The 21,317-nt window shown below is 61.2% G+C and carries 12 protein-coding genes; 4 read left to right on the top strand and 8 right to left on the bottom strand.

Going from position 1 to position 21,317, the window contains the following annotated elements; genetic code table 11:
- Positions 1–21 precede the first annotated feature (21 nt).
- The 4 genes from KDL09_RS18745 to KDL09_RS18730 are packed head-to-tail and all read right to left on the bottom strand — an operon-like array spanning position 22 to position 3,818.
- Positions 22–432, bottom strand: coding sequence for a prepilin-type N-terminal cleavage/methylation domain-containing protein (locus KDL09_RS18745; protein WP_294388609.1), 411 nt, complete (start codon positions 430–432; stop codon positions 22–24).
- 5 nt (positions 433–437) lie between these two features.
- Positions 438–869, bottom strand: coding sequence for a type II secretion system major pseudopilin GspG (gene gspG / locus KDL09_RS18740; protein WP_294388606.1), 432 nt, complete (start codon positions 867–869; stop codon positions 438–440).
- A gap of 14 nt (positions 870–883) precedes the next feature.
- Complete coding sequence (locus KDL09_RS18735) at positions 884–2,101, bottom strand: type II secretion system F family protein (RefSeq protein WP_294388603.1); 1,218 nt, start codon at positions 2,099–2,101, stop codon at positions 884–886.
- 1 nt (position 2,102) lies between these two features.
- Complete coding sequence (locus tag KDL09_RS18730) at positions 2,103–3,818, bottom strand: GspE/PulE family protein (protein ID WP_294388602.1); 1,716 nt, start codon at positions 3,816–3,818, stop codon at positions 2,103–2,105.
- A 201-nt stretch (positions 3,819–4,019) separates the two neighbouring features.
- Here KDL09_RS18730 and KDL09_RS18725 point away from each other — a divergent pair, with 201 nt between their 5' ends.
- Genes KDL09_RS18725 through KDL09_RS18715 form a run of 3 tightly spaced genes read left to right on the top strand, consistent with a single transcriptional unit; the run spans position 4,020 to position 10,148 of the window.
- On the top strand, positions 4,020–5,801 hold the full coding sequence (locus tag KDL09_RS18725; RefSeq protein WP_294388599.1) for a YHYH protein: 1,782 nt from the start codon (positions 4,020–4,022) through the stop codon (positions 5,799–5,801).
- 27 nt (positions 5,802–5,828) lie between these two features.
- Complete coding sequence (locus KDL09_RS18720) at positions 5,829–7,568, top strand: MbnP family protein (protein WP_294388594.1); 1,740 nt, start codon at positions 5,829–5,831, stop codon at positions 7,566–7,568.
- A 60-nt stretch (positions 7,569–7,628) separates the two neighbouring features.
- The gene (locus tag KDL09_RS18715) at positions 7,629–10,148 is read left to right on the top strand and encodes a PQQ-dependent sugar dehydrogenase (protein WP_294388591.1); all 2,520 of its coding nucleotides are present in this window, start codon (positions 7,629–7,631) and stop codon (positions 10,146–10,148) included.
- A 7-nt stretch (positions 10,149–10,155) separates the two neighbouring features.
- On the opposite strand, the gene KDL09_RS18710 is transcribed toward KDL09_RS18715, so the two are convergent.
- The 4 genes from KDL09_RS18710 to KDL09_RS18695 form a co-directional block, all read right to left on the bottom strand.
- Complete coding sequence (locus KDL09_RS18710; RefSeq protein WP_294388589.1) at positions 10,156–11,412, bottom strand: hypothetical protein; 1,257 nt, start codon at positions 11,410–11,412, stop codon at positions 10,156–10,158.
- A gap of 5 nt (positions 11,413–11,417) precedes the next feature.
- Positions 11,418–11,873, bottom strand: a complete 456-nt coding sequence (locus KDL09_RS18705) for a hypothetical protein (RefSeq protein ID WP_294388587.1) — start codon at positions 11,871–11,873, stop codon at positions 11,418–11,420.
- A 105-nt stretch (positions 11,874–11,978) separates the two neighbouring features.
- A complete protein-coding gene (locus KDL09_RS18700) occupies positions 11,979–13,457 on the bottom strand; it encodes a DUF1501 domain-containing protein (RefSeq protein ID WP_294388584.1) in 1,479 nt (492 codons plus the stop codon).
- Positions 13,458–13,466: 9 nt separating this feature from the next.
- Complete coding sequence (locus tag KDL09_RS18695; protein WP_294388582.1) at positions 13,467–20,795, bottom strand: DUF1800 family protein; 7,329 nt, start codon at positions 20,793–20,795, stop codon at positions 13,467–13,469.
- 285 nt (positions 20,796–21,080) lie between these two features.
- On the opposite strand from KDL09_RS18695, the gene KDL09_RS18690 reads away from it, so the two are divergent.
- Positions 21,081–21,317 (top strand): hypothetical protein (locus tag KDL09_RS18690; RefSeq protein ID WP_294388579.1); only part of this gene is annotated, 237 nt, incomplete at its 3' end.

The following is a 21,317-nucleotide window of genomic DNA, read 5'->3' as shown; positions in this document are numbered from 1 at the left end:
GCAGAGTGAATGCACGCGGTCTCACAGGTTGTCCTCCGTATCGGCGAGTGTGGCGGTGAGCGGGTCGAGCGTGGTGCTGATCCAGTCAGTGCCTCTCTGCCAGCGCAGAGTCAGCGGCTCGCACAGGCCGCCGGGGCGCAAAAGCAGGCGCTGGTTTTTGACAGCGACGAATTCCGCCGTGCCGGCACGGCGCACGGTGAGCTGAAAGCCGCCACTCAAGTCCTCCAGCGCCACGTTTTGCGTCTGCGCCGTGGCCTGGGTGCGCGTCATGGCCTGCATGAGGATGCCCTCGGCATCGTATGCGGCGCGGCGCAGGGCGTGGTCCTCGCTGATCTGCCGGGCCGCGCCTGCGCCGATGCCGATGATGAGCGCAGCGATGGCGAGCACCACGATCATCTCCAGCAAGGTGAAGCCGGCGGCGCTTGGTTTCATGGCGGTTACCAGTTGCCGATGTCGTCCGCAGTGTTTTCGAGGCCGTCAGGGCCGGAGGAGAAGACGTCGTAGCCGCCGGCGTTGTGAGTGCCGGGGTTGCGATAGAGGATTTTGCGGCCCCAGGCGTCGAGGAGGCCGTCTTGTTTGATGAGCTGCGTCCAGCGCCTTGGTTTGGGATCAGCGGTCGGCCGTGTGACAAGAGCCTCGATGCCCTGCGGCTGGGTGGGATAGACGAGGTTGCTGATCTTGTAGGAGGTCAGCGCACTTTCGAGCGCCTTGATCTTCGCGCGGGTGGCGACGTCTTCGGCGTCCTTGGAGAAGCCCTGCACCATGACGGCGACGCTGCCGAGAATGAGTGCGATGATGAGCAGTACGATCATCATTTCGAGCAGGGTGAAGGCGGAGTGGTGGGGTGGCGGGGCGGTCCTGGTTTTCATGAGGTGGGAATGGTTCAACGGTGGAGCTGCTGGAGGGTGGAGAAGACGATGTTCACCATGGACCAGACCATGCCGCCAACAAACGCGGCCATGACGAGGAGGAGCACGGGCTGGATGAGGGCGGTGACGCGCTCGATGACGCGTGAGAGCTGCGTGTCCATGCGCGCGGCGGCCTTGCCGAGCACGGTGGCGAGCTGGCCGGTGTCCTCGCCGATGCGAATGACGTCGATGGCCTGGGTGCCGAGCACGCCGGTCTTTTTCATCGTGCTGCTGAGGGACGCGCCTTCCTGGACCATGGCCTCCGCCTGTGTGAGCGAGTTTTTGAGGTGCAGGTTGGTGACGGCACGGCGGACGAGCTCGAGAGCAGGCAGCAGGGGCACGCCGCCGCGCAGCAGGCTGCCGAGGGTCTCGAAGAACTGCAGTTCGAAACGTGCGCGGTTGATGTCACGGATGCCGGGTGTGACGATCATGAGGCGGTGCCACGCGGACTGGAACGCGGGCGTCTTGTGCGCGCCAAAGAGGGTCACCACCAGCAACGCGACGAAGACCAGAAGCGCCCACCACCAGTCGTGGAGGAAGGCGGAGAGCGTGAGGCTGGCCTGGATCATGAGCGGAGGCTCACGTCCGCTGCCGGTCAGCAGCGTGGCGAGTTTTGGCAGCAGATACAGCACCATGACCAGCGCCAGGGCCGAGCCGGACGTAATCAAGAACGCGGGATAGATCAACGCGCCGGTCACCTTGGCTTGAACGGACTCCATGAGCCGGAGATGACGCGCCTGGCGGTCCATGATCTCGTCCAGAGCGCCGCTGTTCTCCCCGGCGGCGACCATGTTGCAGTACAATTCATCAAACGAGCCGGAGACCTGCCGCAGTGCGGCGGAGAGCGGCACACCGTCGCGCACAAGTTCACGGGCTTTTCCGGCGAGGCGGCCGACTTTGGACGCGCTGCGGTTCTCCATCGCCTGAAGCGCCTGCTCCACCTGCAGGCCGGAGGCGAGGAGGTCGCCCATGTCCTCGGTGAAGCGGATGACGTCGGTCTTTTTGAGGTGGAGCGTGGTTTCGGCGTCAGCCTCGGTTTCTTTTTCGCGCTCGGCGGCCTGGGACTGGATGGAGCGGGCCTGAAGTCCGCGACGTGCGAGCATGCGGATGGCGTCTCCCCGGTCGGCGGCTTCGATGGAACCGTTTTTGACGGATCCGTCGGCGGAGAGGGCCTGGTAGGCGAAGGCGGGCATCTCAGGCAAGCTCCTCGCTGGTGACGCGGGCGACTTCGTCGAGCGTTGTGACGCCGGAAAGCGCTTTTTGCAGCCCGTACTCGCGCATGGGGACGAAACCGTCCTTGCGCGCCTGCGTGTGCAGTTCCGCCTCGCTGGCGCGCTGGGAGACGAGCGCCTGCATGGCGGGTGTCATGAGCGCGATCTCGTAGAGGGCGACGCGCCCGGCGTAACCCGTGCCGCGGCAGTGCTGGCAGCCGCCCGTCGCTGCCCGCCAAAGGTTTTTTCCTTTCGCCTCCGGGAAGCCGAGTCTGGTGAGCTCGTCGGTTTTGTACTTCGCCGGTGTCTTGCAGGACTCGCACAGCACACGGACGAGCCGCTGGGCGAGGAAGGCGCGCACAGAGGAGCTTACGAGGAAGGGTTTCACGCCCATTTCCACCAGGCGCGTGATGCCGGCGACGGCGTCGTTGGTGTGGAGGGTGGAGAAGACGAGATGGCCGGTCAGGGAGGCGCGCACGGCGATCTCCGCCGTCTCAAGATCACGAATCTCACCGACCATGACCACATTCGGATCACCGCGCAGGATGCTGCGCAGCCCGCTGGCAAAGCTGAGGCCGATCTCCGGCTTCACGGCGATCTGCACCACGCCGGGCAGCTTGTTTTCCACCGGGTCTTCAATCGTGACGATGCGGCGGTGCACGCTGTTGAGCTGCGAGAGGAAAGTGTAGAGCGTGGTCGATTTGCCCGAGCCGGTGGGGCCGGTGACGAGCACGATGCCGTTGGGTTTGGTGAGCAGCGTCTCGATGGTTTGGCGGTGCGCCTCGTTCAAACCCAGACGGTCGAGCGTGAAGCGTTCCTGGCCGAGGAGGCGGAGGCTGATGGATTCGCCTTCGACGCTGGGGATGCAGGCGACACGCACGTCAATGGACTGCCCGTCTGCCTTCAAATGAATGCGTCCATCCTGCGGCAGGCGTTTCTCGGCGATGTCGAGCTTGCTCATCACCTTGATGCGCGCGATCACGGAGGCCTGGAGCTGTTTGATGTTCTCCGGCACGGGAATCTCATGCAGGAAGCCGTCGATGCGATAGCGGATGCGCAGGTTGTCGGGCTGCGGCTCGACATGGATGTCGGTGGCCTTCTGCGCCAGCGCCTCGCGGATGATTTGATTCACAAACTTCACGACGGAGGCCTCCTCGTCCTCGCCGTCGATGACGTTCGCCTCGTCGCGCAGATGAAGGTCGTCTGCGTTTGCGCCGCGTGCGGCGAGCAGGGCGTCGAAGGTGTCCGCGCCAACGCCGTAGAGCTGCTGCACCGCGTTGAGCAGTTCGTTGCGCGGAGTGAGGCACCAGCGCACCGGCAGCTCGGACTGTCGTGCCACGGCCTGGCGCGCCATCAAATCACACGGATCATGGCAGGCGAGGATGAGCCTGCTGCGCGTCTGCGTGGTCGCATCTCTCTCGAAGCCGACCGGGAAGACCTGGTGCCGCACCGCAAAGCGCGCCGGGATGAGGCGCTTGAGTTCCGTTGCGTCATCCGGCTCGGGCTGGGGCGTTTCCAGCCATTTCCAACCGAGGTCTTCGGCGAGATGCCGCGTGAAGGCGCGCTCGTCCACCGCGCCGCTTTCGATCAAGGCCAGCACGGGCGAAATGCCGCCTGCCGCGGCCGTGTCGAGCGCTGCCTGCACATCCGTCTCATCGACGCCTGTGGCGCGGGCGCTGGACTGGAGGATGGAGATCATGGTTGAGCAGGAAAAGAGGGACGAAGCGGACGTGGGAGGGCCGCTTCGTCAAGCAGGGGAATGATACAGGCACGTCACCTGATCGCCCAGCCTTTTTTGTGTCGGTGAAAATGAAAGATAAACGCGAATTCATCCATCTGGATGGGAGTGGTTCACCCTGGTGGTCTTCGATCGGTTACAACCATCCTTCATCCCGCCGCCATGAACCATCGTCTGATCTTCCTTCTGCTGTTTGCCGCGCAGGCCGATGTGCTGGCCGATCCGCAGCTCTCCTCCTGGTTCACGGCCGACTCCGGCCAGTATGCGCGCATCTACCAGACGACCGCAGCAGAGACGGCGGGGACGAAGTCCACCACCTGGAGCCGCGGGACGGGAATACAATCGAATCCGACGTATGCGACGGTCAGCGAGGTCAGCTACTCCGCGAGCTGGGTGTACATTCGCACCACGGGCCTGGCCAGCCACATGATGGGCCCGTGGTATCTCGACGCGGCGAAGACACAGAACTTCCCGAACTTTCCCTCAAACACGGCGGTGATCTATCGCATCCCGCGCGTGCCGGTGATTCCCGCGAGCAAGACGCTCACCGGTCTTGGCACGACCGGCCGCATGGTCAATGGCGTGTCCATGTTCGACAGCCGCGATGCTTTTTCCTACTCGAACTCCAACGCCACGGATGCCACGCCCACCAACGGCATCACCGGCGATGGCATCTGGAACCGCGATGCCTACACCAATGAAAGTGTGACCTTCGACGCCGCCTACGCGCATCAGGCAGGCAACAACTACCATTACCACGCGCAGCCCATCGCCCTGCGTTATCAACTCGGCGATCATGTGGACTACAATGCCACCACGAATCGTTACACCGAGAATGCCTCGGCGGTGACGAAACATTCGCCCATCGTTGCCTGGGCTGCGGACGGCATCCCTGTTTACGGACCCTACGGCTACTCCAGTCCAATGGACCCAAACAGCGGCGTGCGGCGCATGATCTGCGGCTTTGTAAAACGTGACGGCAACAATGGCACCACCAACCTGAGCAGCACGGGACGCACGACTCTGCCAGCCTGGGCGGCACGTGTGCAAAGCCGCTCCACTACCTTGAGTTCCGGGCAGTATGGTCCTGTGGTGAATGCGACTTACACGCTGGGCCATTACATCGAGGACTACGACTACCTCGGCGATCTCGGATACGCGCAAGGCGTGGACTTCGACCTCAATGAGCAAAACGTGCGCTACTGCGTCACGCCGGAGTATCCATCGGGCACCTGGGCTTACTTCCTGCCGATCGCCGCTGATGGTACGCCGATGTATCCTTACACCACCGGCCGCCAATACTACGGCACGCCTAGCGGTGGCGCGGTGACCAGCATCACGGAGACCGTGACGACGCACTTCAGCGGTGGGCCGAACAAAACCGACGTGCTCAATCAGCCGGTGATCAACGGCGGCGATGTGACGCTGAGCTGGAGCGGCATCGAAGGCGGCAGTTACACGGTGCAGGCAAGTCCGAACCTCGCCGACTGGACCTCGCTGACGCCAGACATCACCGCCATTGGCGATGACAGTGTGCAGGTGACGGAGTCCGGCGTAGGCGGCAACACGACCCGTTTCTATAAAATCGCACGCGCCAGCACGCTGGCCACGTTCGACAGCAACGGCTTCAATTACACACAGTCCGGCGGTGGTGGGGGCGGCGGAGCGGTGAATGTGCCCGGCGGCACCGCCACCCGCGGCACCACGGTCGTGGCCACCATCACGCTGCCCACCTCGCCGCCACAGCCTCCGGCAAATTTGGTTCCCATCAGTGTCGTGATTGGCGGCTCCATCTCAGGCACCAGCATCTCACGCCCTTCGCAAGGAACCGTGGTCGCCACCTTCACCATTCCCGCAGGAGCTGCGACTGGAGCGCAGAACGTTGTCGTCACGTTCAATCCAGGGCCGACGTACACCTTGACCGGCGGCATCACGATCCAGTAAAACGGAGGACGTGATTCGTCACACGTCATGTCCGTCTTGCGTCATCTTGCCTTCCTGCTGCTCTGCCTGCCCGCACACGCGGTCACGCTGCATGGCGTGATCCGGCATGAGGCCGAGAAGCAGCCGCTGCTGCTCGATTCATTGCGCTATCGCACGAGCGCAGGTGAAACGTACGCCATCACGCGTGCGAGCTGGTTGATGAGCGGTTTCGACCTGCAGCGTGCGGATGGTTCGTGGATCGAGCTGCCCGCACAGGTCGCGTGGATCGATGCGCTGAAGAAGCGCACGCAGTTCGCTGTCGCGGACATTCCGGCGGGCCGCTACACCTCGCTGCGTTTTCATGTGGGGCTCGATGCCGCCACCAACGCGGCGAACCCGGCACAATACGCTCCTGATCATCCGCTGAACCCAAACGTGAACGGCCTGCATTGGAGCTGGCAGGGCGGTTACATCTTTCTCGCGCTCGAAGGAAGCTGGCGCGGTGCTGATGGAAAGCCCGGCGGATTCTCCTACCATCTCGCACGCGATGCCAACCGCACGACGGTGGTGGTGAAGGGCGCGTTTGACCTTTCGGGCGATGCCACGGCTGAGATCGGCTTCGATGTCACAACGCTCATTCAGGGCGCCAAACCGCTGTCGTTTGCCAAGGACGGTGTTTCGACGCATTCACAGCCGAAGGACCCCATTGCGGCGGCTTTGGTGGCCAATCTGCCTGCGGCCTTCGTTTTGAAATCCATGACGAGCCACGTGCCGGAGATCGCACGACCGTCAAACATCCGCCCGATCGATCTTCCGCCGAAACACACGGCGTTTCCCTTCAAGATGAGCCGTACCTTCCCGGTGCCGGCCCTGCCGCGCGACAATCCGCTGCTCGTGGAACGCGTTGAACTCGGCGAGAAGCTCTTCAACGACCCGGCACTCTCACGCGATGGCACTTTGTCCTGCGCCTCCTGTCATCCCCGCGCCTCCGCCTTCGCAGACACGCGGCAGTTCAGCCTCGGCGTGGAAAATCGCGTTGGAACACGGCAGGGCATGCCGCTCTTCAATCTGGCGTGGAAGAAGGAGTTCTTCTGGGATGGTCGCGCGCCTTCGTTGCGTGCGCAGGCTTTGATGCCGATCCAGGATCATCTGGAGATGGATGAAACGCTGCCCAAAGTGGTGGCTAAGCTGCAAAAGAGCAGCGCCGCAGATTTCGAGCGAGCGTTTGGCACGCCTCAGGTCACGCCGGAGCGCATCGGCCTCGCGATCGAAAACTTCGTGCTCACGCTCACGTCGCATGATTCGAAGTTTGACCGCGCCATGCGCGGCGAGGGCAAGCTCAGCGCCGAAGAACAGCGCGGTTTCGAGCTTTTCATGATGGAACGTGAGCCGCGCATGGGCAGCCTGGGCGCGGACTGCTTTCACTGCCACGGTGGCGCGCTGTTCACCGATCATCAGTTCCGCAACAACGGCCTCGCCATCGACGAAAAGGACCTCGGTCGCTTCAAAGTGACCCAAAGCACGCTTGATCGCGGCACCTTTGCCACGCCCAGTCTGCGCAACATCGCCCTCACCGCGCCCTACATGCACGACGGACGGTTCACGACGCTTGAAGAAGTTCTCGACCACTACAGCGAAGGCGTGCAACGCACCGACACGCTCGACCCCAACCTCGCCAAACACCCCGACGGCGGCCTGCACCTCACCGCCGAGGAGAAGAAGGCCGTGATCGCCTTTTTGAAGACGCTGACGGATGAACGGTTTATTCAGGGCGAGACCGGACGCTGAGTCGAATTGGTGATTTGCATCGACACGAATGGAGTGGATCCGTTAGTCTTCTGGTCTTCAATGATTTGTCCGCCGAATCCAACTCGCTTTTTCCTGGCACTCGCACTGATGGTGTCGGGTGCGTTTGGAGCTTTTCCCTCGCTGGCGTTGAAGCCGGTGGTGCTGGGGCAGATTCACGCGCCGACGAACATCGTCAGCTCGAATGACGGAACCGGGCGGTTGTTTGTGTGCGACCAGTTGGGGAAGATTTACATCATTCAGGGCGGGATGATGATTCCGACGCCGTTCCTCAATCTGGCGAGCACGGCGAACGCCGCGCCCGACGACGGGCCGGGGCCCATCGTGAGTGTGAACACGGGTTACAACGAGCGCGGGCTGCTCGGGCTGGCCTTTCACCCGGGCTTCGCGAATCCAGCCTCTCCCGGCTACCGGCGGTTCTATGTGAACTACGTGAAGAGCTACGAGGCGGGCATCGATCCGGATCCTCCGCAGGCCGGTGATCCGACGGGCGGAGGTGTGACGGTGGTGGCGGAGTTTCAGGTATTCGCCGCGAATCCGAATGTGGCGGATCAGGCTTCCGAGCGCCGCCTGCTGGCCTTCACGCAGCCGCAAACCAACCACAACGGCGGCCAGCTTCTTTTTGGACCCGATGGTTATCTCTACATCGGCACCGGTGACGGCGGCGGCAGCAATGACAACGGACTGGGCCACACCGGACGCGAGGTCTCCACCACAAGCAATCTGGGCAATGCGCAGGACAAGACGCGTCTGCTTGGCAAGATCCTGCGCATCGATCCGCTCGATCCGGACGGCGCGGGGCCGCTGACTTACAGCATTCCGGCCACGAACCCGTTTGTAGGTGTTGGAGGCGGCGTGAAAGAGGAAATCTATGCCTATGGCCTGCGCAATCCGTGGCGGTTCTCGTTTGATCAACGAGCTGGCGGCACGAACCGGCTTTTCTGCGGGGATGTGGGCCAGGGACGCATCGAGGAGATCAATTTGATCGTCGCCGGCGGCAACTACGGCTGGCGTTATCTGGAAGGCTTTGAGAATCCGACGTTCTCATCCGGTGCGGCGTCGAATCCCATGCCTGAACCCGAACCAGGTGCGACGAAGATCGCGCCGATCGCGATGTATGCGCATCCCGGAGTGACGACGAGTCCGGTGCTGCCGCAACTCGGCCTTTCGGTGACAGGAGGGTTTGTTTATCGCGGCACGGCGATTCCGGCGTTGCAGGGGAAGTATGTGTTTGGCGACTACGGCTCCACGTCTGGTGCGTCGGACGGACGTTTGATGGGACTGGAGGAAACGGCACCGAACAGCGGCGTGTTCACGCTCACCCAGGCGGTGCCGCTGCTCGGACTGGCGAATCCGATCGTCGGGCAGCGCATTTTGTGCCTCGGCGAGGATCAAAATGGCGAAATCTACATCGGCATGAAGACGAAGGGAGGCGTGCTGGAGCTCGACAACGGCCTGCCATCTGGAGGCATCTACAAAATCATGCCCGTGGACACGACAACGGCGAATCTCCAGCCGACGAAAGACAACACGATCTTCTCGGAAGACGGCTCGCTGAGCGACGGACGCGGTTACCTCTACGCAGGCCGCACGGGAGTCAATTCCCCGACCTCCGACCTCCGTCGTGCGCTGCTGGCCTTCAATGTGGCGGTGATCCCTGGAGATGCCCAGATTCAGTCCGCGCAGCTCCAACTTCGAACCGGCAAAGTCGGCCCGAATGGCGCGGGAAAGACACTGACCCTTCAGCGCCTGAATGAAACCTGGGGTGAGGGAACCTCGCAGAACCTAAACGGCGGCTCGGGAGCGCCAGCGACCACCTCGGATGCCACCTGGACGCAACGGTTCTTCAACACCAGCCCCTGGAGCACGGCAGGCGGCACGTTTCAGACCACCGTCTCATCTTCCACTTTGGCGGCCGCGGGTTTGATCACCTTTCCTTCCACCGTTCAAATGATTGCCGATGTTCAAGGCTGGATCAGCTCTCCTGCCACAAACGCGGGCTGGATCGTGCGCAGCGATGAATTGAACGACGGAACGGCCTGTCAGTTCGACAGCCGGCAGCTAGGCACGACGATTCCCCATTTGACGGTCGTTTATGACCTCGGTCCGCAGCCGACGCCGTTCGAGAACTGGCTGGCGGCTTACTACCCGGCGAATCTCACCGGCCAGTTTGTGGATCCGAATGGCGACGACGACGGCGATGGCATTCAAAACCAGATCGAATACGCCTACGGCCTCAATCCGCTGAGCCGCGACGCGACCAGCGACTTCACCGCCACAACTGCGCCAGCTGCAGATGATGCCACAGACTTCGTTGTCAGTTTTCGCCGCGACACCAACGCCAGCGACCTCACCTACCAGCTGCAAATCAGCCCTAATCTAACGAGTTGGACCACCATCGCCCTTTGCAGTGGTTTCAACAGTGCGTCGGGTGAAAATGGTGGTGAGATCGTGTCGGAGGACGGGCTGATCGACGCCGTGAACCTCGTCGTGGTGCGTGTGACATTGCCCGCAGGCTCAAACACCCGCCAGTTTGTGAGACTGCAGGTGGACAGGCAGTAAAGCGCGATCACGGGGCGATGTTCACGCCCAGCGGCACAGTGATGATTTTTCCATCGACCTTCACCTGGCAGAAGAAGCGGACGAAGCCGGACTGCGGCGGGTAGATCTTGAACGCAAGCATGGGACCGCCGCGGAGGTCTTCGCGCAGGACGTCACCACCTACGGGATGGAGGCGCAGGACGGTTTTTCCATCGGCATAGATGCCGGTGAGGTGCGCGAAGGCGTTCATGAGCGGTTCCAACCGTGTGATGGGCTGCCCCGTGGTATCGGTGATGTTCAACCGCATGAGGCTGACCTGTTTGGCGATGGGCGCGCCGCCGTTTCCGCTGGTGAAGGTGAGCTGGAAGCGCAAACCGCCGGTCGTGACTTCGAGCGCGTCGAGGAAGTCGTGACGTGAACGGTCCACGACCTGAAACGCGCTACCGAGATCGGCGAACGGATGCTCCGGGATCGCTGTCTCCACGGGCACAACTTCGGCCCAGACGCGATAAGGGCCGGCGGTGGCAGGGGTGAAGGAGGAGTTCGACTTCATCGCGTCGGGAGTGAACAGATGAAAATCCGTGAGCGTAGGATCGATGAGCCACAGACGCACGCTGGCCCCGTGATTGAGAACGAAGTCGGACAGGGCTGTCGGTTTGCCGGCCGAGGTCTGAACGCTGGCGGTGAAGGTCATGGGCGCGCCTGGAACCAGTTTGGCGTCCGCCTGGATTTCCAAACGCGTCTGCGCGGTTTCAGGCGTGGCGTAGAGCTCCGTGTAAGGGATGCGCCGCACGCGAAGCGGAGCATCACAGAACCGGCAGGTGCCGGGCTTGGTGAGGAGGGTCTCCGGATGCTGTGGACAGGTGTAGATCTCCGCATTGATGTCCTCCGCGACGAACGCGGTCTGCAATGTTTCGAGCACCTCTTGAAGCCGTGCGAAAGAAACCTCGACGCTTGGTTGCAGCCTCGCCATGCCGTCCCGGGCGATGTCATTGATGAGGCGAAAGGCGAGCGACGTCTGTGTGCCGATGAGGCTGCGCTCCTGCTCGCTGGCTCCGGTGCGGGCCAGCATGCGCAAGGCGGGGCTGCAGAGGGAGATCTGCTGCGCTACTTCCTCCACACGCTGCTCTTTGAGCAGCCGTGAGACGTTCGCCGTGGCGAGGCGGATGACATTCCACGACTCGGACCGAGTCTGTGGATCGAGCACCTGCGGCGGGACAGGCAGGTCCGCCCGGCAGGAAAGCATGAAGGTGATCAATGGAAGCCAGCGCAGCAGGAAGTGCATGAGAATCACTTCACGATGATGTCGTCCGCCGTCCAAAGCTGCCGGTCAGCCCCTGCGGAGCGCACTTCCGTCTCGGTGGACGAGTTCTGGTGGAAAAAGTAGGGCGTGCCATAGAAGTCGAGCAATTCCCCCTTCTCGTTCAGGCGCAGGTTTTCCTGCGGAAGGTAGCGTGCTCGCTTGGGATTGCCGCCATTGAGCTCATTGACGATCTCCGCATTGGTGCCGACGGGATTGCCGCCAAAACGCTGGCCAAAGTGGCGGAGATTGAGCGCCACGGCCTCTGCTTCGAGGCGGGCCGGAGTGTCCTGCAGCGGATGAACCGGCGGATTGGGACGCGGTGCGGGAGAAGAGGCCTTTTGAGGGCCGGGAACCGAGGCCGGGGGCGCAGATTTCGTGGGCTTCAGTTCGGGCGCTGACACATTTGGAACCAAAGCGCCGGGTGGCTTCGTGGCAACCGTCACGGCAGGGGCTTCCGAATGCGTTTCGGAGCCAGCATGCCATGCAAACCACGCAACAGCCGCCGCCGACGCTAGGAGAATGCTGAACAGGATAGGGCGCTTCATTCTCTACAGCATGAACCCAAGATCGTCCGTCGGAAAGCGCGAGAGGTTCGGGAAGATCGAAGGCATTTCGGAGCCGGGAACGCCAAACCACTTCGCCAATGTGGCAGAGTGCTGGTCAACGGCGAGGGTTGGGATCCAGCGGCCTGTCCCTGTGTCATCCGGGCCGTTGATGGCCAGATTGGGCAGGTGGCCGTAAGTCTGGTGCCCTTTGACCGCGCCGCCCATGACGAAGTGATGCGATCCCCAGCCGTGGTCACTTCCCTGGCTGTTGGTGGGGAAGGTGCGGCTGAAATCACTGGCGGTGAAGGTGGTGACGCTGTCGGAGACGCCGAGCTGTTCCATCGCACGCTGGAAGGCGAACATGCATTCGCTGATGTCGTTGAGCAGGTTGGCGTGCGTGCCTGTGGTGGTGTTGAGATTGGGAGTGAGAGTGACCTGCGAGGTGTGGGTGTCGAAGCCGCCTGTGGAGCAGAAAAAGATCTGACGGTTCATGGCGAATCCGCCGGGGCCCCGCGCCTGGATGAGGCGCGCAATCATCTTCAACTGGCTGCCCAAAGTGGAGGTCGGGAACGGCGTGGTCCAGACCCAGGTGCCGCCCTGGGCCGCTTCCGCCGTGGGAGCGATGTTGGTGTTCAGCAAGTCGCCGGTGACGATGGCATTGCTGAGAACGTCCCGATACGCCGAACGCTGGAGATTCGTCGAACTGGTGGCCATGAGGTCGCGCATGGCCTTCACGCGAGTTCCCGTCCCGGACATCAATGCGCCTCCCGTAAGTGTCACGGCTCCCGATGTGGACACATGATATTGCGAGATGAGGTTGCCGATCTCGAAGGTGTTGTTGCCGTTGAGGGACACAGACATCGAGATCTTGCCGGCGGGATTGGCATCGGCATTGAGGATGTCCGCGATACGACCTCCCCAGCCCGTGATCGGAGGCTGGTCAGGGATGGAAGTCATCCACTGGGTGACCTGGTCGCTGTGGGAGAAAATCTGCGGCGGGCGGTAGAAGGTTGCATTGGCGAGGTACTGTGCGCGCGTCGTGGGACGCACCAGCGTACCGATGTTGAACACGGGAGCCAGGGTTCCCTCCCCAAACAGCGTCTGCATCTCGATGCAGGACGGATGGAAGCCGTAGGTGTGGCCGTCGGCGTCCTGGAAGGCCGGGTCACTGCCGCCCGGACCGGTGCGCAGGGGCAGCAGGGAAGTCGAAGGGAGGGCAAGGTTGCCGCGGATGGCCGTGTATTCGTCGAACGTGGTGTTGTCTGTCGGCACGATCCAATTGTTCGCGTCATTGCCTCCGGCAAGGAACAGGCAGACGAGCGCCTTGTAGTCCGTGAAGGTCTGGGCGGCCATGGCGGAGCTCACCAACTTCAGGTCGCGCAAAGTGCCGCCGATGGCGGTGGCACCCAGACTTGCGTAAGCGGAGTTGCGCAGGAACCTGCGGCGTGTGTTGATGATTTGGGGCGCTTGGATGTCTTTCATGATGGTGGCTTAGCGCTGGATGGTGAAGTCAGGGCTGGTAAGGATCAGATGCAGGATGCTGCGGATGCGGTCTCTGCGATTGGTGTTGGAGGGATTCGTGGAGCCCTGATTGTAAGTGATGACCGACACGTGGGCGTTGGCCAACCCAGTAGGAGCGGCAGTGCAGTTCACCGGATTGGTGCCGTTCAGACGGAAAGTGGTGGGACTGTCCACCGTGATCGTTCTTGTGGTGGTGGTGTTGCTCAGAGAAGAAGAGAACGTGCCGCCAGTCACTCCGCTGATGCATATTGTGTCCCCGGTGTTGAGATTATGCGGCACGGAGGTGGTGACCGTGCAAGGGCTGGCCACGGAGATGGATTCAATGGGGGTGGCCACGAAGTTTTTGATCACCAGCTTGGCCTGATCTGACAACTGACCGGCCATGAGCAGCGTGTTCATCTGGTTGATGAGCGCGTCGAGGTTCTGATTGTGCGTCCACGGCACGCCGGTGCTGGACGCGTTGCCCAGGGCATTGTCAGTGGCGTTGCCCGGCATCCAGTTTTCGAAGTTCATGACCAGCGCGTTGCCGCCGTTGTTGAAGCTGCTCATGATGTCGAGCCCGCTGGCGAAGATGCCGTTGTAGAGGTAGTTCGCCTGACGGATGACCGTTGTCTCGGCCGTTTCTTGGAACTCCGGTGTGGTGATGCCCTGGGAGGCAAGAGCGCCAGGATACTTGTATTCAGGGAGGAAGAAGTTGAACACGGTGGGAGAGTTCAGAGGCGACTGCTCCAGGTCGAGCGTCGTGTTGTTCATCGCAAACGTGCTCGGACGCGAGCCCACGTCGCCGCTGCGGGTGAGCGGCAGCGATTTGAGCGGGAACTGATACACGCTGTTGTTCCCCTGGTTGGTGCCAAGATTGGTGCCGGAGCCGGGAGCCAGGAAGGTCCAGGTGTTGACGTCCACAACGCTGTCGACGGTGACAACCATGTCCACGGGCTGCGGATTGCTGCCGGAGGTGAAGTTGAGCTGAACCTGGTCTCCCGGATTCAATTCGTGGTTGAAGTTCGTGTCCATGGTCACACGACGGTCGTTGGGCGCCGGGAGACCGGAACTGACGGTGGTGAAGCTTCCCGGGGTGAAACGCGGGATGATGCAGTTCCCCGAACGGACGCTGGCGGAGGTGTTCGCCACGGTGAAGGTGAAGGTGCCATTCGTGCCGGTTTCCGCACTGGCGGAAGTGAGCGTGTAAACCCTGCTGTCCACCGCCGCGTCGTTGTTCGCCGCGCCGTCCCGGAATTCGACGAAGACTTGGTGGCCGTTTTGCAGCCAGTGGTTGCTCATGGTGACTGTGCAGGTCGTGGAATTGGCTGGAATGTTGTAGGTGCCGGCCGCCCAGCCGTTGGCTGTGGTTGTCAGCGTATTGGTGCCTGTCCTGGCGACTGAATAGGTGCCAATCCACGGGGCAGGGCTGCCGGAGGTGAAGTCCAGGAACTGGTTGCTGGTTCCGGAGAAGCCGTGTGGCGAGGAAGTGGTGATGGTGATCAACCGTGGATCGCTGTTGGTGCTGCTTTGAGCGTAAGTGCCGCTCCAGCCGTTCTTGCGGAAGGCGCGACCGGCCGCAGCCACACGCATGACAGGCTCACGCTGCTTGCCGAAGGCTGGCTTGTCGATCATGTCCGGGCTGCGGGCTTCGTAGTCGAGCAGGATGGCCTTGATGACGGCTTTCATATCTCCGCGTACCCCGGAACCGTTGTCATTGAACTTTTGAACCACGCGGTAGAGGTAATCACGCGATGGGTGGCTGGTGACGAGGCGCTGGATCAACTGGCGACAAATGAACGGCCCGACGTTCGGATGATTGAAGAGCTGGTCGTGAGACCAGTCGAGTTCAGCGGCGGGAAGCGCTTTGTATGCGGCATCCTGCTGCTGGGCGGAGATGTGGTTGGCGTATGGATCGAGCGGTTGGCCGGCCAACGTACGCAAACCGGGCAGAACCTCGTTGTTGAGCAGCCGTTTCGGCCCGGTGAAGTGACGTGCGGGAACCTCGCGCATCTGGCGGGTCCAGTTTGTCACAGCGTTCAAGGAGGTGTGGTCAGCACCGTCATAACCGTAGTCCCAGCCGGTGAACACATGGGCGAATCCGATGATCTCACGCTGGGTGTAGGTGTCGATCGGTGAATCCTTCTCGCTGAGCATGAGGGTGCCGTCCGGCCACATTCGATATAGGCCGATGGAGAAGAGCTGCTTGATCTCACGCGCGTAGTTTTCATTTGGAATACGGCCGACGCTCTGGTCGGGCTTGTCGTTGCGCAGCATGTCCAAATAGCGGCCCATGGTCGGTGTGAGCGTGGTGCCTTCGAGGATGTCCCGGAAGTTCCCGAACGCGTTCTGCAGCAGCATGTCGTAGAAGTAGGAGAGGGCGAGCGCGTTGTTGTCGAGCGGCCCCTGGGCCGAGACGACATGAATCTCACTCAACGCAAAGGCTATGCGCTGACGCAGCTGGTCAGCGCCAGTGATGGAGTTGCGCCACCAAGAATTGAAGGTGAGTATCTCGTCATACGCACCGCCCTGGGCGCTGGCCTGCTCGGTGCGGATGACCTCAGGGAGATGAGGAGTGGGCGCTTTGGTAAACTGATCGTCAATCCAGGCCTCGTAGCTGGCCATTCCCTGCAGTGCCTGAATGTCGCTGATGCTCGGCCCGAAGGTGGACTGGGTCAGAAAACGGGCTGCGGCATTGGCAGTGGTGTGATCGTCGGTCCAAGCCGGTGGCGGCGGTGGCGGCGAGAAGGTGCGGGAGCCGTTCGAGAGCGTGAAGTTGCCACGGATTTCCCCCGCAGGGAACATGGCGGTGTGCAGATTCACGTAAGCCTTGCCTTGCTTGATAAGCTCGACCACCTCCGCCTTGGTCATCGATCCGACCGTGGCCGGGATCACCCATTTGTGGCTGGTCAGTGTGGGCGGGTTGTTGTCGGGAAGCGGCCCGCTGCCAGGTGGCGGCGCATTCGGATCATACATGATGGACGAGGGGTGGGTGAGGAACGCATCGTTATGCACGTGCCAGTCGGTGAGGACCCCGCTGAGACCACTGTACGTGTAGGTGACGATGGCGTAGCTCTCATCCTCGCTGAGGCGGAATGTGGCGGAACCGACGCCATTGGTGACCGCCCCGCTCTGCGAGAGCATGGTGGCGACATAGAGCGTGCCAGGCGATGAGCCGGAAGCAGGCGGGATATATGGCGAGAGCGCATACCCAGGCACGATTTCGACCGGCGCGCTCTCGTTCTCACCTGGTTTCGACCAGCCGACGGCCAGATTGTCTCCCACCCCGGTTCCCGCCTTGTGCAGGATCTCAATGTAGTAGCGCTTCCCCTGCTCCAGAGCCAGCCATGGCGATTTTTGGCCTGGTTCGGCGCTCCAAGTCTGCGGTGTGGCATTCCCAGTCGTCACCGAGGCACGCTTGAATGCGTTGATGGGATCGTCGTCGTTCGAAATCCAAAGCTCGGCACTGTTGCTGGCAGCGATCCAAAAATAGTAGTTCCCAGTCGTGGGAGCGGTGATGTAGCCCCGGATGCGTGCGCCGTAGTCGTCACCGGCGTCAGTGGGACCTTCAAGCGTGGAGAGCTCGCTGGTGCTGCTTGGCACATTGCCGGTTGGAATGGCGGCCACGGAGGTGCCGGCAACCCCATCCCACTGCTCACGCACGACTTTGCCGCCCGCGTCTTCAACATGGAGGTTGATGAGAGAGGCGCTTGTGCCGTTTGCATCCGTGATGGTCAGAAGAATCTGGTAGTCACCGGCTGCGTTTGCAGGTGGCGTGCCGCTCAGAACGCCACCGCTGTAGATCAGCCACGGCGGGACACCGCTCAGGCTCACCGAGGCTCCGTTACTCACCGTAATAGGGATCACCACCGGTCCACCGACCAAAGCAGCCACATCCGTCGAGCCCACATGAGACGGCGGAGCCAAGGGAGCCTCAGTCGGGTAGAGCCGCTCAGCTGGGATGATCTGCTTCGGCTGGCTGGGGCTGAACCATGACAGCTTGCAACGGGCAAACCCGGTGTTTTCCCAGTAATCCAGACGCAAATCGTACCTGGCACCCGCAACCATCGGCATTCGCACGTAGCGTTCGTTTCCATTCGAAGACCAGTCTTTGAGAGGCCTGTTCACGAAATCAAAATTCATATTGCCCAGGCTGCCGCTGGCATACCGGCCAGCGGGGTAATTGACCACGAAAGCGCCCGTCAAACTGGCTGGCACCTGCCCGGCGCCCGTGCCAATCGGCACATCCACGCCGACCATGGCAATCGAGCCGGTTCCTGTCGTGAACGAGGTGCCATAGTTGACCGTGAAGGTCGTTGCCGTGGCCGCAGAGATCGCCTTCGATGTGTAGGTCTGGGCGCTCAGGTTCCCACTGGTCGGGTCGAGCAGGACGTTCTGCCCCACCTCAAACGAGTTCGCCGGAAGACCGAGTGCTGTGTAGTCAATGACCGTGTTGCCCGTGGTCGATGTGTAGCTGTAAGTGCCGGTGCCGGCCACGTACGCTGCCGTCACCACACGGTTGCTGATGTCACTGACGTTGATGCTGCCTGAGCCCGATGGGAAAAGGCCGGCGCCGATGTTCACGGTGAATGTCGTCGCTGTGGCGGCGGTGATCACATAAGGGATTTGGCCCTGGTTGACGTTTCCAGTAGTGGGATCGATTTCCACCGTCTCTCCAACCTCGAAACTGCCAGCCGCGATGTTTGCGAGGTTGGAATAGTCTACCACCATGTCTCCAGTGGTGCTGTCATAGGAATACGTGCTGCCGGTGGCATTGGAAAGATTGCCGCTGGACGGATCCAGACGCACGGATTCACCCACGGCGAAACTGCCGAATTTCAGCGTCGAGTTGCCATAGTTGACGATCGTGTCCCCGGTGGCGCTATCATGGATGTAGGTGCTTCCACTGGTGTTGGCCGACGGGAACATCTTTAGCTCCTGAAGCTGGCCGTTGATCCAAAGGGAACAGCCGTCATCCGCCTGCACCACAAAAGTGTACTCTTCCGTGAACTGGGGCTGGACCTGGCCGGTCCAACGCACTGTGAAGGTGTCAGGATTGACGAGGTCCACATCTGGTGTGCCGGCTCCCCAGATGCCGTTGTTGCCCGCAGTCACCGCCGTGTCCACGGCGATGCGTACCGGTGTGTTGGCAAACGTTGGGTTGGAGAACGTTTTGTTGAGCACCCCGGTGGAAGTGCTCACAGCACGGCCTTCGAGGAAGCAGGCAGTCGCCGAAGTGACATTGGACGGGAGATTCGTGCCACTGACCGGGATGGTGAATGTGTTGGTCGCCGAATTCGCCACCGTATAGGAGCCGCTGTATCCGGCCAGATCGGATGTGTTCGGGGTGAACAGGTTTCCAGAGGAGAACGCCACGGTGGCCTGAGAACCGTTGCTCAACCCATGCCCGTTCAATGTGATCGTGGCTGTTCCTGTGGTGCTGTTCGTGCGGCTGAAGGTGTAGGTGGCCGCATCGGTGTGGGTGAACTGCTCAGCCTGTGGAATGTTTGCAAACGTGCCGCCGTCACGACTCCATTGCAGACGGCAGCGCGCCTCGCCAGTGGTCTCCACATGCTCGACGCGCATGCGGTAGCGCTGGGAAGCGTTCGCTGGCACGGCCAAAGGAATACTGGCGCTGATTTTGAACGTGCCGATGACCTCGTCGTCCGCCACACCGTCACCCGGACTGCCTGTCGCAGCGGTGTCCCATCCATGCTCCAGGATCTGCTCATCCGGATCTTGGAAGATGCCGTCGCCGTTCTGATCCAGCAACACACGGGCCTTGTCATCGGCATCGAGTTGAAAGCGATAGCTGCCAGCCGTGGCCGGACTGAGGTAAGTCTCAAACGTGGCGGAGTAATTGTCGGGCACGTTGGTCGCGGTCGTTCCGGCGGCGGCGGCCAGTGCTGCCCCGTTGGGGGTGCCGTATCCCCATTCGTTGTTCACCGTCGGGTCCACACGCGTGATCACCGCCGGATGCGGGAAGGACTGCATGCTGAAATTGCAACTGCTGCTGCTGTTTGAGGGCAGGCCAGCCCCAGCAAGGCTCAGCGTGAAATTGGTGCCCGGTGTGACGGCGGCGACAACATAATCGAGGTTGTTGTAGGTCGCGTTGTTCAGATTTCCCCCGGTGAATGTCACTCGCACCACGTTCCCCACCTGCACTGCGGGTGTCTTGTTCCAGGGGATGACGACCACGCCCGTATAGTTCGGTGACGTGCCTGAACGCGTGTAAACATAGGTTCCGATCTCGCCAAAGTTCACCCCGTGCATGTAGGTGCTGCTGGCATTGTCGTAGTAGCGCGCCATCAACCCTGACCCAGTCGCAGTCGTGGTGTTGTTGATGATCACACTCGCCTGCGCAGTCCCGCCAATTTGCACTGGAATCGACGAATCAGTTGTGCCCCCGGTCAGAGTGACCGTCACGAGTTCACCACCCTCCAAATTGCTGTCCATCTGCGGAGTGATGGCGATGAACGCCTCTTTCGATCCTGGAGCAAAGTAAACCGTGCCGCTCAGATTCGCGAAATCGACACCTGGATTGGCCGAACCGCCCAACGTGTAGGTGATCGTGGCCCCTAGGAGGCTCCGGTTTCGACGTAGGCGCAGCATCCCGGGCGGCCCGCCGTCTTCGGAAGCGAAAGCGTTGTCGGCACCGACGGTCACCACATCCTGGGACTGCAATTCCTGCGTGATCTCGTCCACGTCGCTCACACCGTCGCCGTTGCTGTCAGTGGACGTGGGATTCAACCCCAGTTTTCTCGCCACCCAGTCGGAGACACCATCATTGTTCGTGTCCACGTCCGAGGTTTCTAGCTTGTAGAATTTCTTGGTGTCGCCTGGCTTCTGAATCGAAATGAAAACCTCGGGCAGATCAGCGGTGGGAACATATTCCAGCACACCCGAAACCGGAGTTTGGAGTGTTTCAGCCGTCCAAACCGGATCATTCGGAGCATCCGCGCTGAGCACCCGGTATTTTTTCCCCGCCTCCACCTTCACGGAGAAAACAACCGCGTTCCCTGCGATGGTCATGTTTCCGATTTTGAAGCAATCATTCGCCATGAATGGATTGGTGCCCGCAATCGACTCGACGATGTTTGAGCAATCGTCCTTGTCCTCATCTCCGTTGGGATCAATGGCCCAGGCATTGAAAAGGCCCTGCCAGATGTCGTCCAAGGTGTCGGGACCGTTGGTCTGACCCACAGGGACCTGGCCTGGCGGCCATTTGATCTGATCGGTGATGGACGTGGCACCAACCGAGGAGTCCCAAAATGCAAGGACTAGCGAGAGAGGCAAAATCCAGAAGTGACGATGAGGCATGGCGGTGAGAGTTGCCGATAGAGCGGCGAGGGAGGCTGGAATGAAACCGGCTTAATTGGCTGATTATGAATTAACGGGGCAAGTTACAGGAAACCCAAATTCTTAGTCAATCCAATTCACATCCATCCGTTATCTGAGCGACAGAACATGACAAAACGGCGAAAAGGCCCTGGCAGAAACAGCCGCCGAGAATTTGATGGCAGGCGGAGTGTTTTTGGGGAGAGTCCTCCCCGCGAAAGGGAATCTCAGTCCCTATGTTTTTGAAGTCACCCAGTTCTTCAGCCGATGCTTGATCCTGCCGCTCCGAGTCCTTTGGTTTTGTTGCTCAAAAGGCTGTTTTCACCTTTTGCCTGTCTTGTATGGGCATTGGTTTTGACGATGGGTTTTCTCGGCATCAGGCTGGTTCAGCAAAAGTGGGGGGTCGAGCTGCTGGGCGGTTCCGGCCGTTTGATGGAGGAAGCCAGGTCTGCGATGCAGCTAAACGACTGGTCAACAGCGAAGGAGGCCATTCAAAAGATCCCG

Origin of the sequence: Prosthecobacter sp., assembly GCF_020439865.1 — a bacterium.
Lineage (GTDB): Bacteria > Verrucomicrobiota > Verrucomicrobiia > Verrucomicrobiales > Verrucomicrobiaceae > Prosthecobacter.
The sequence above is the reverse complement of the archived record's forward strand: the minus strand, read 5'-3'. Positions and strand labels throughout refer to the sequence as shown.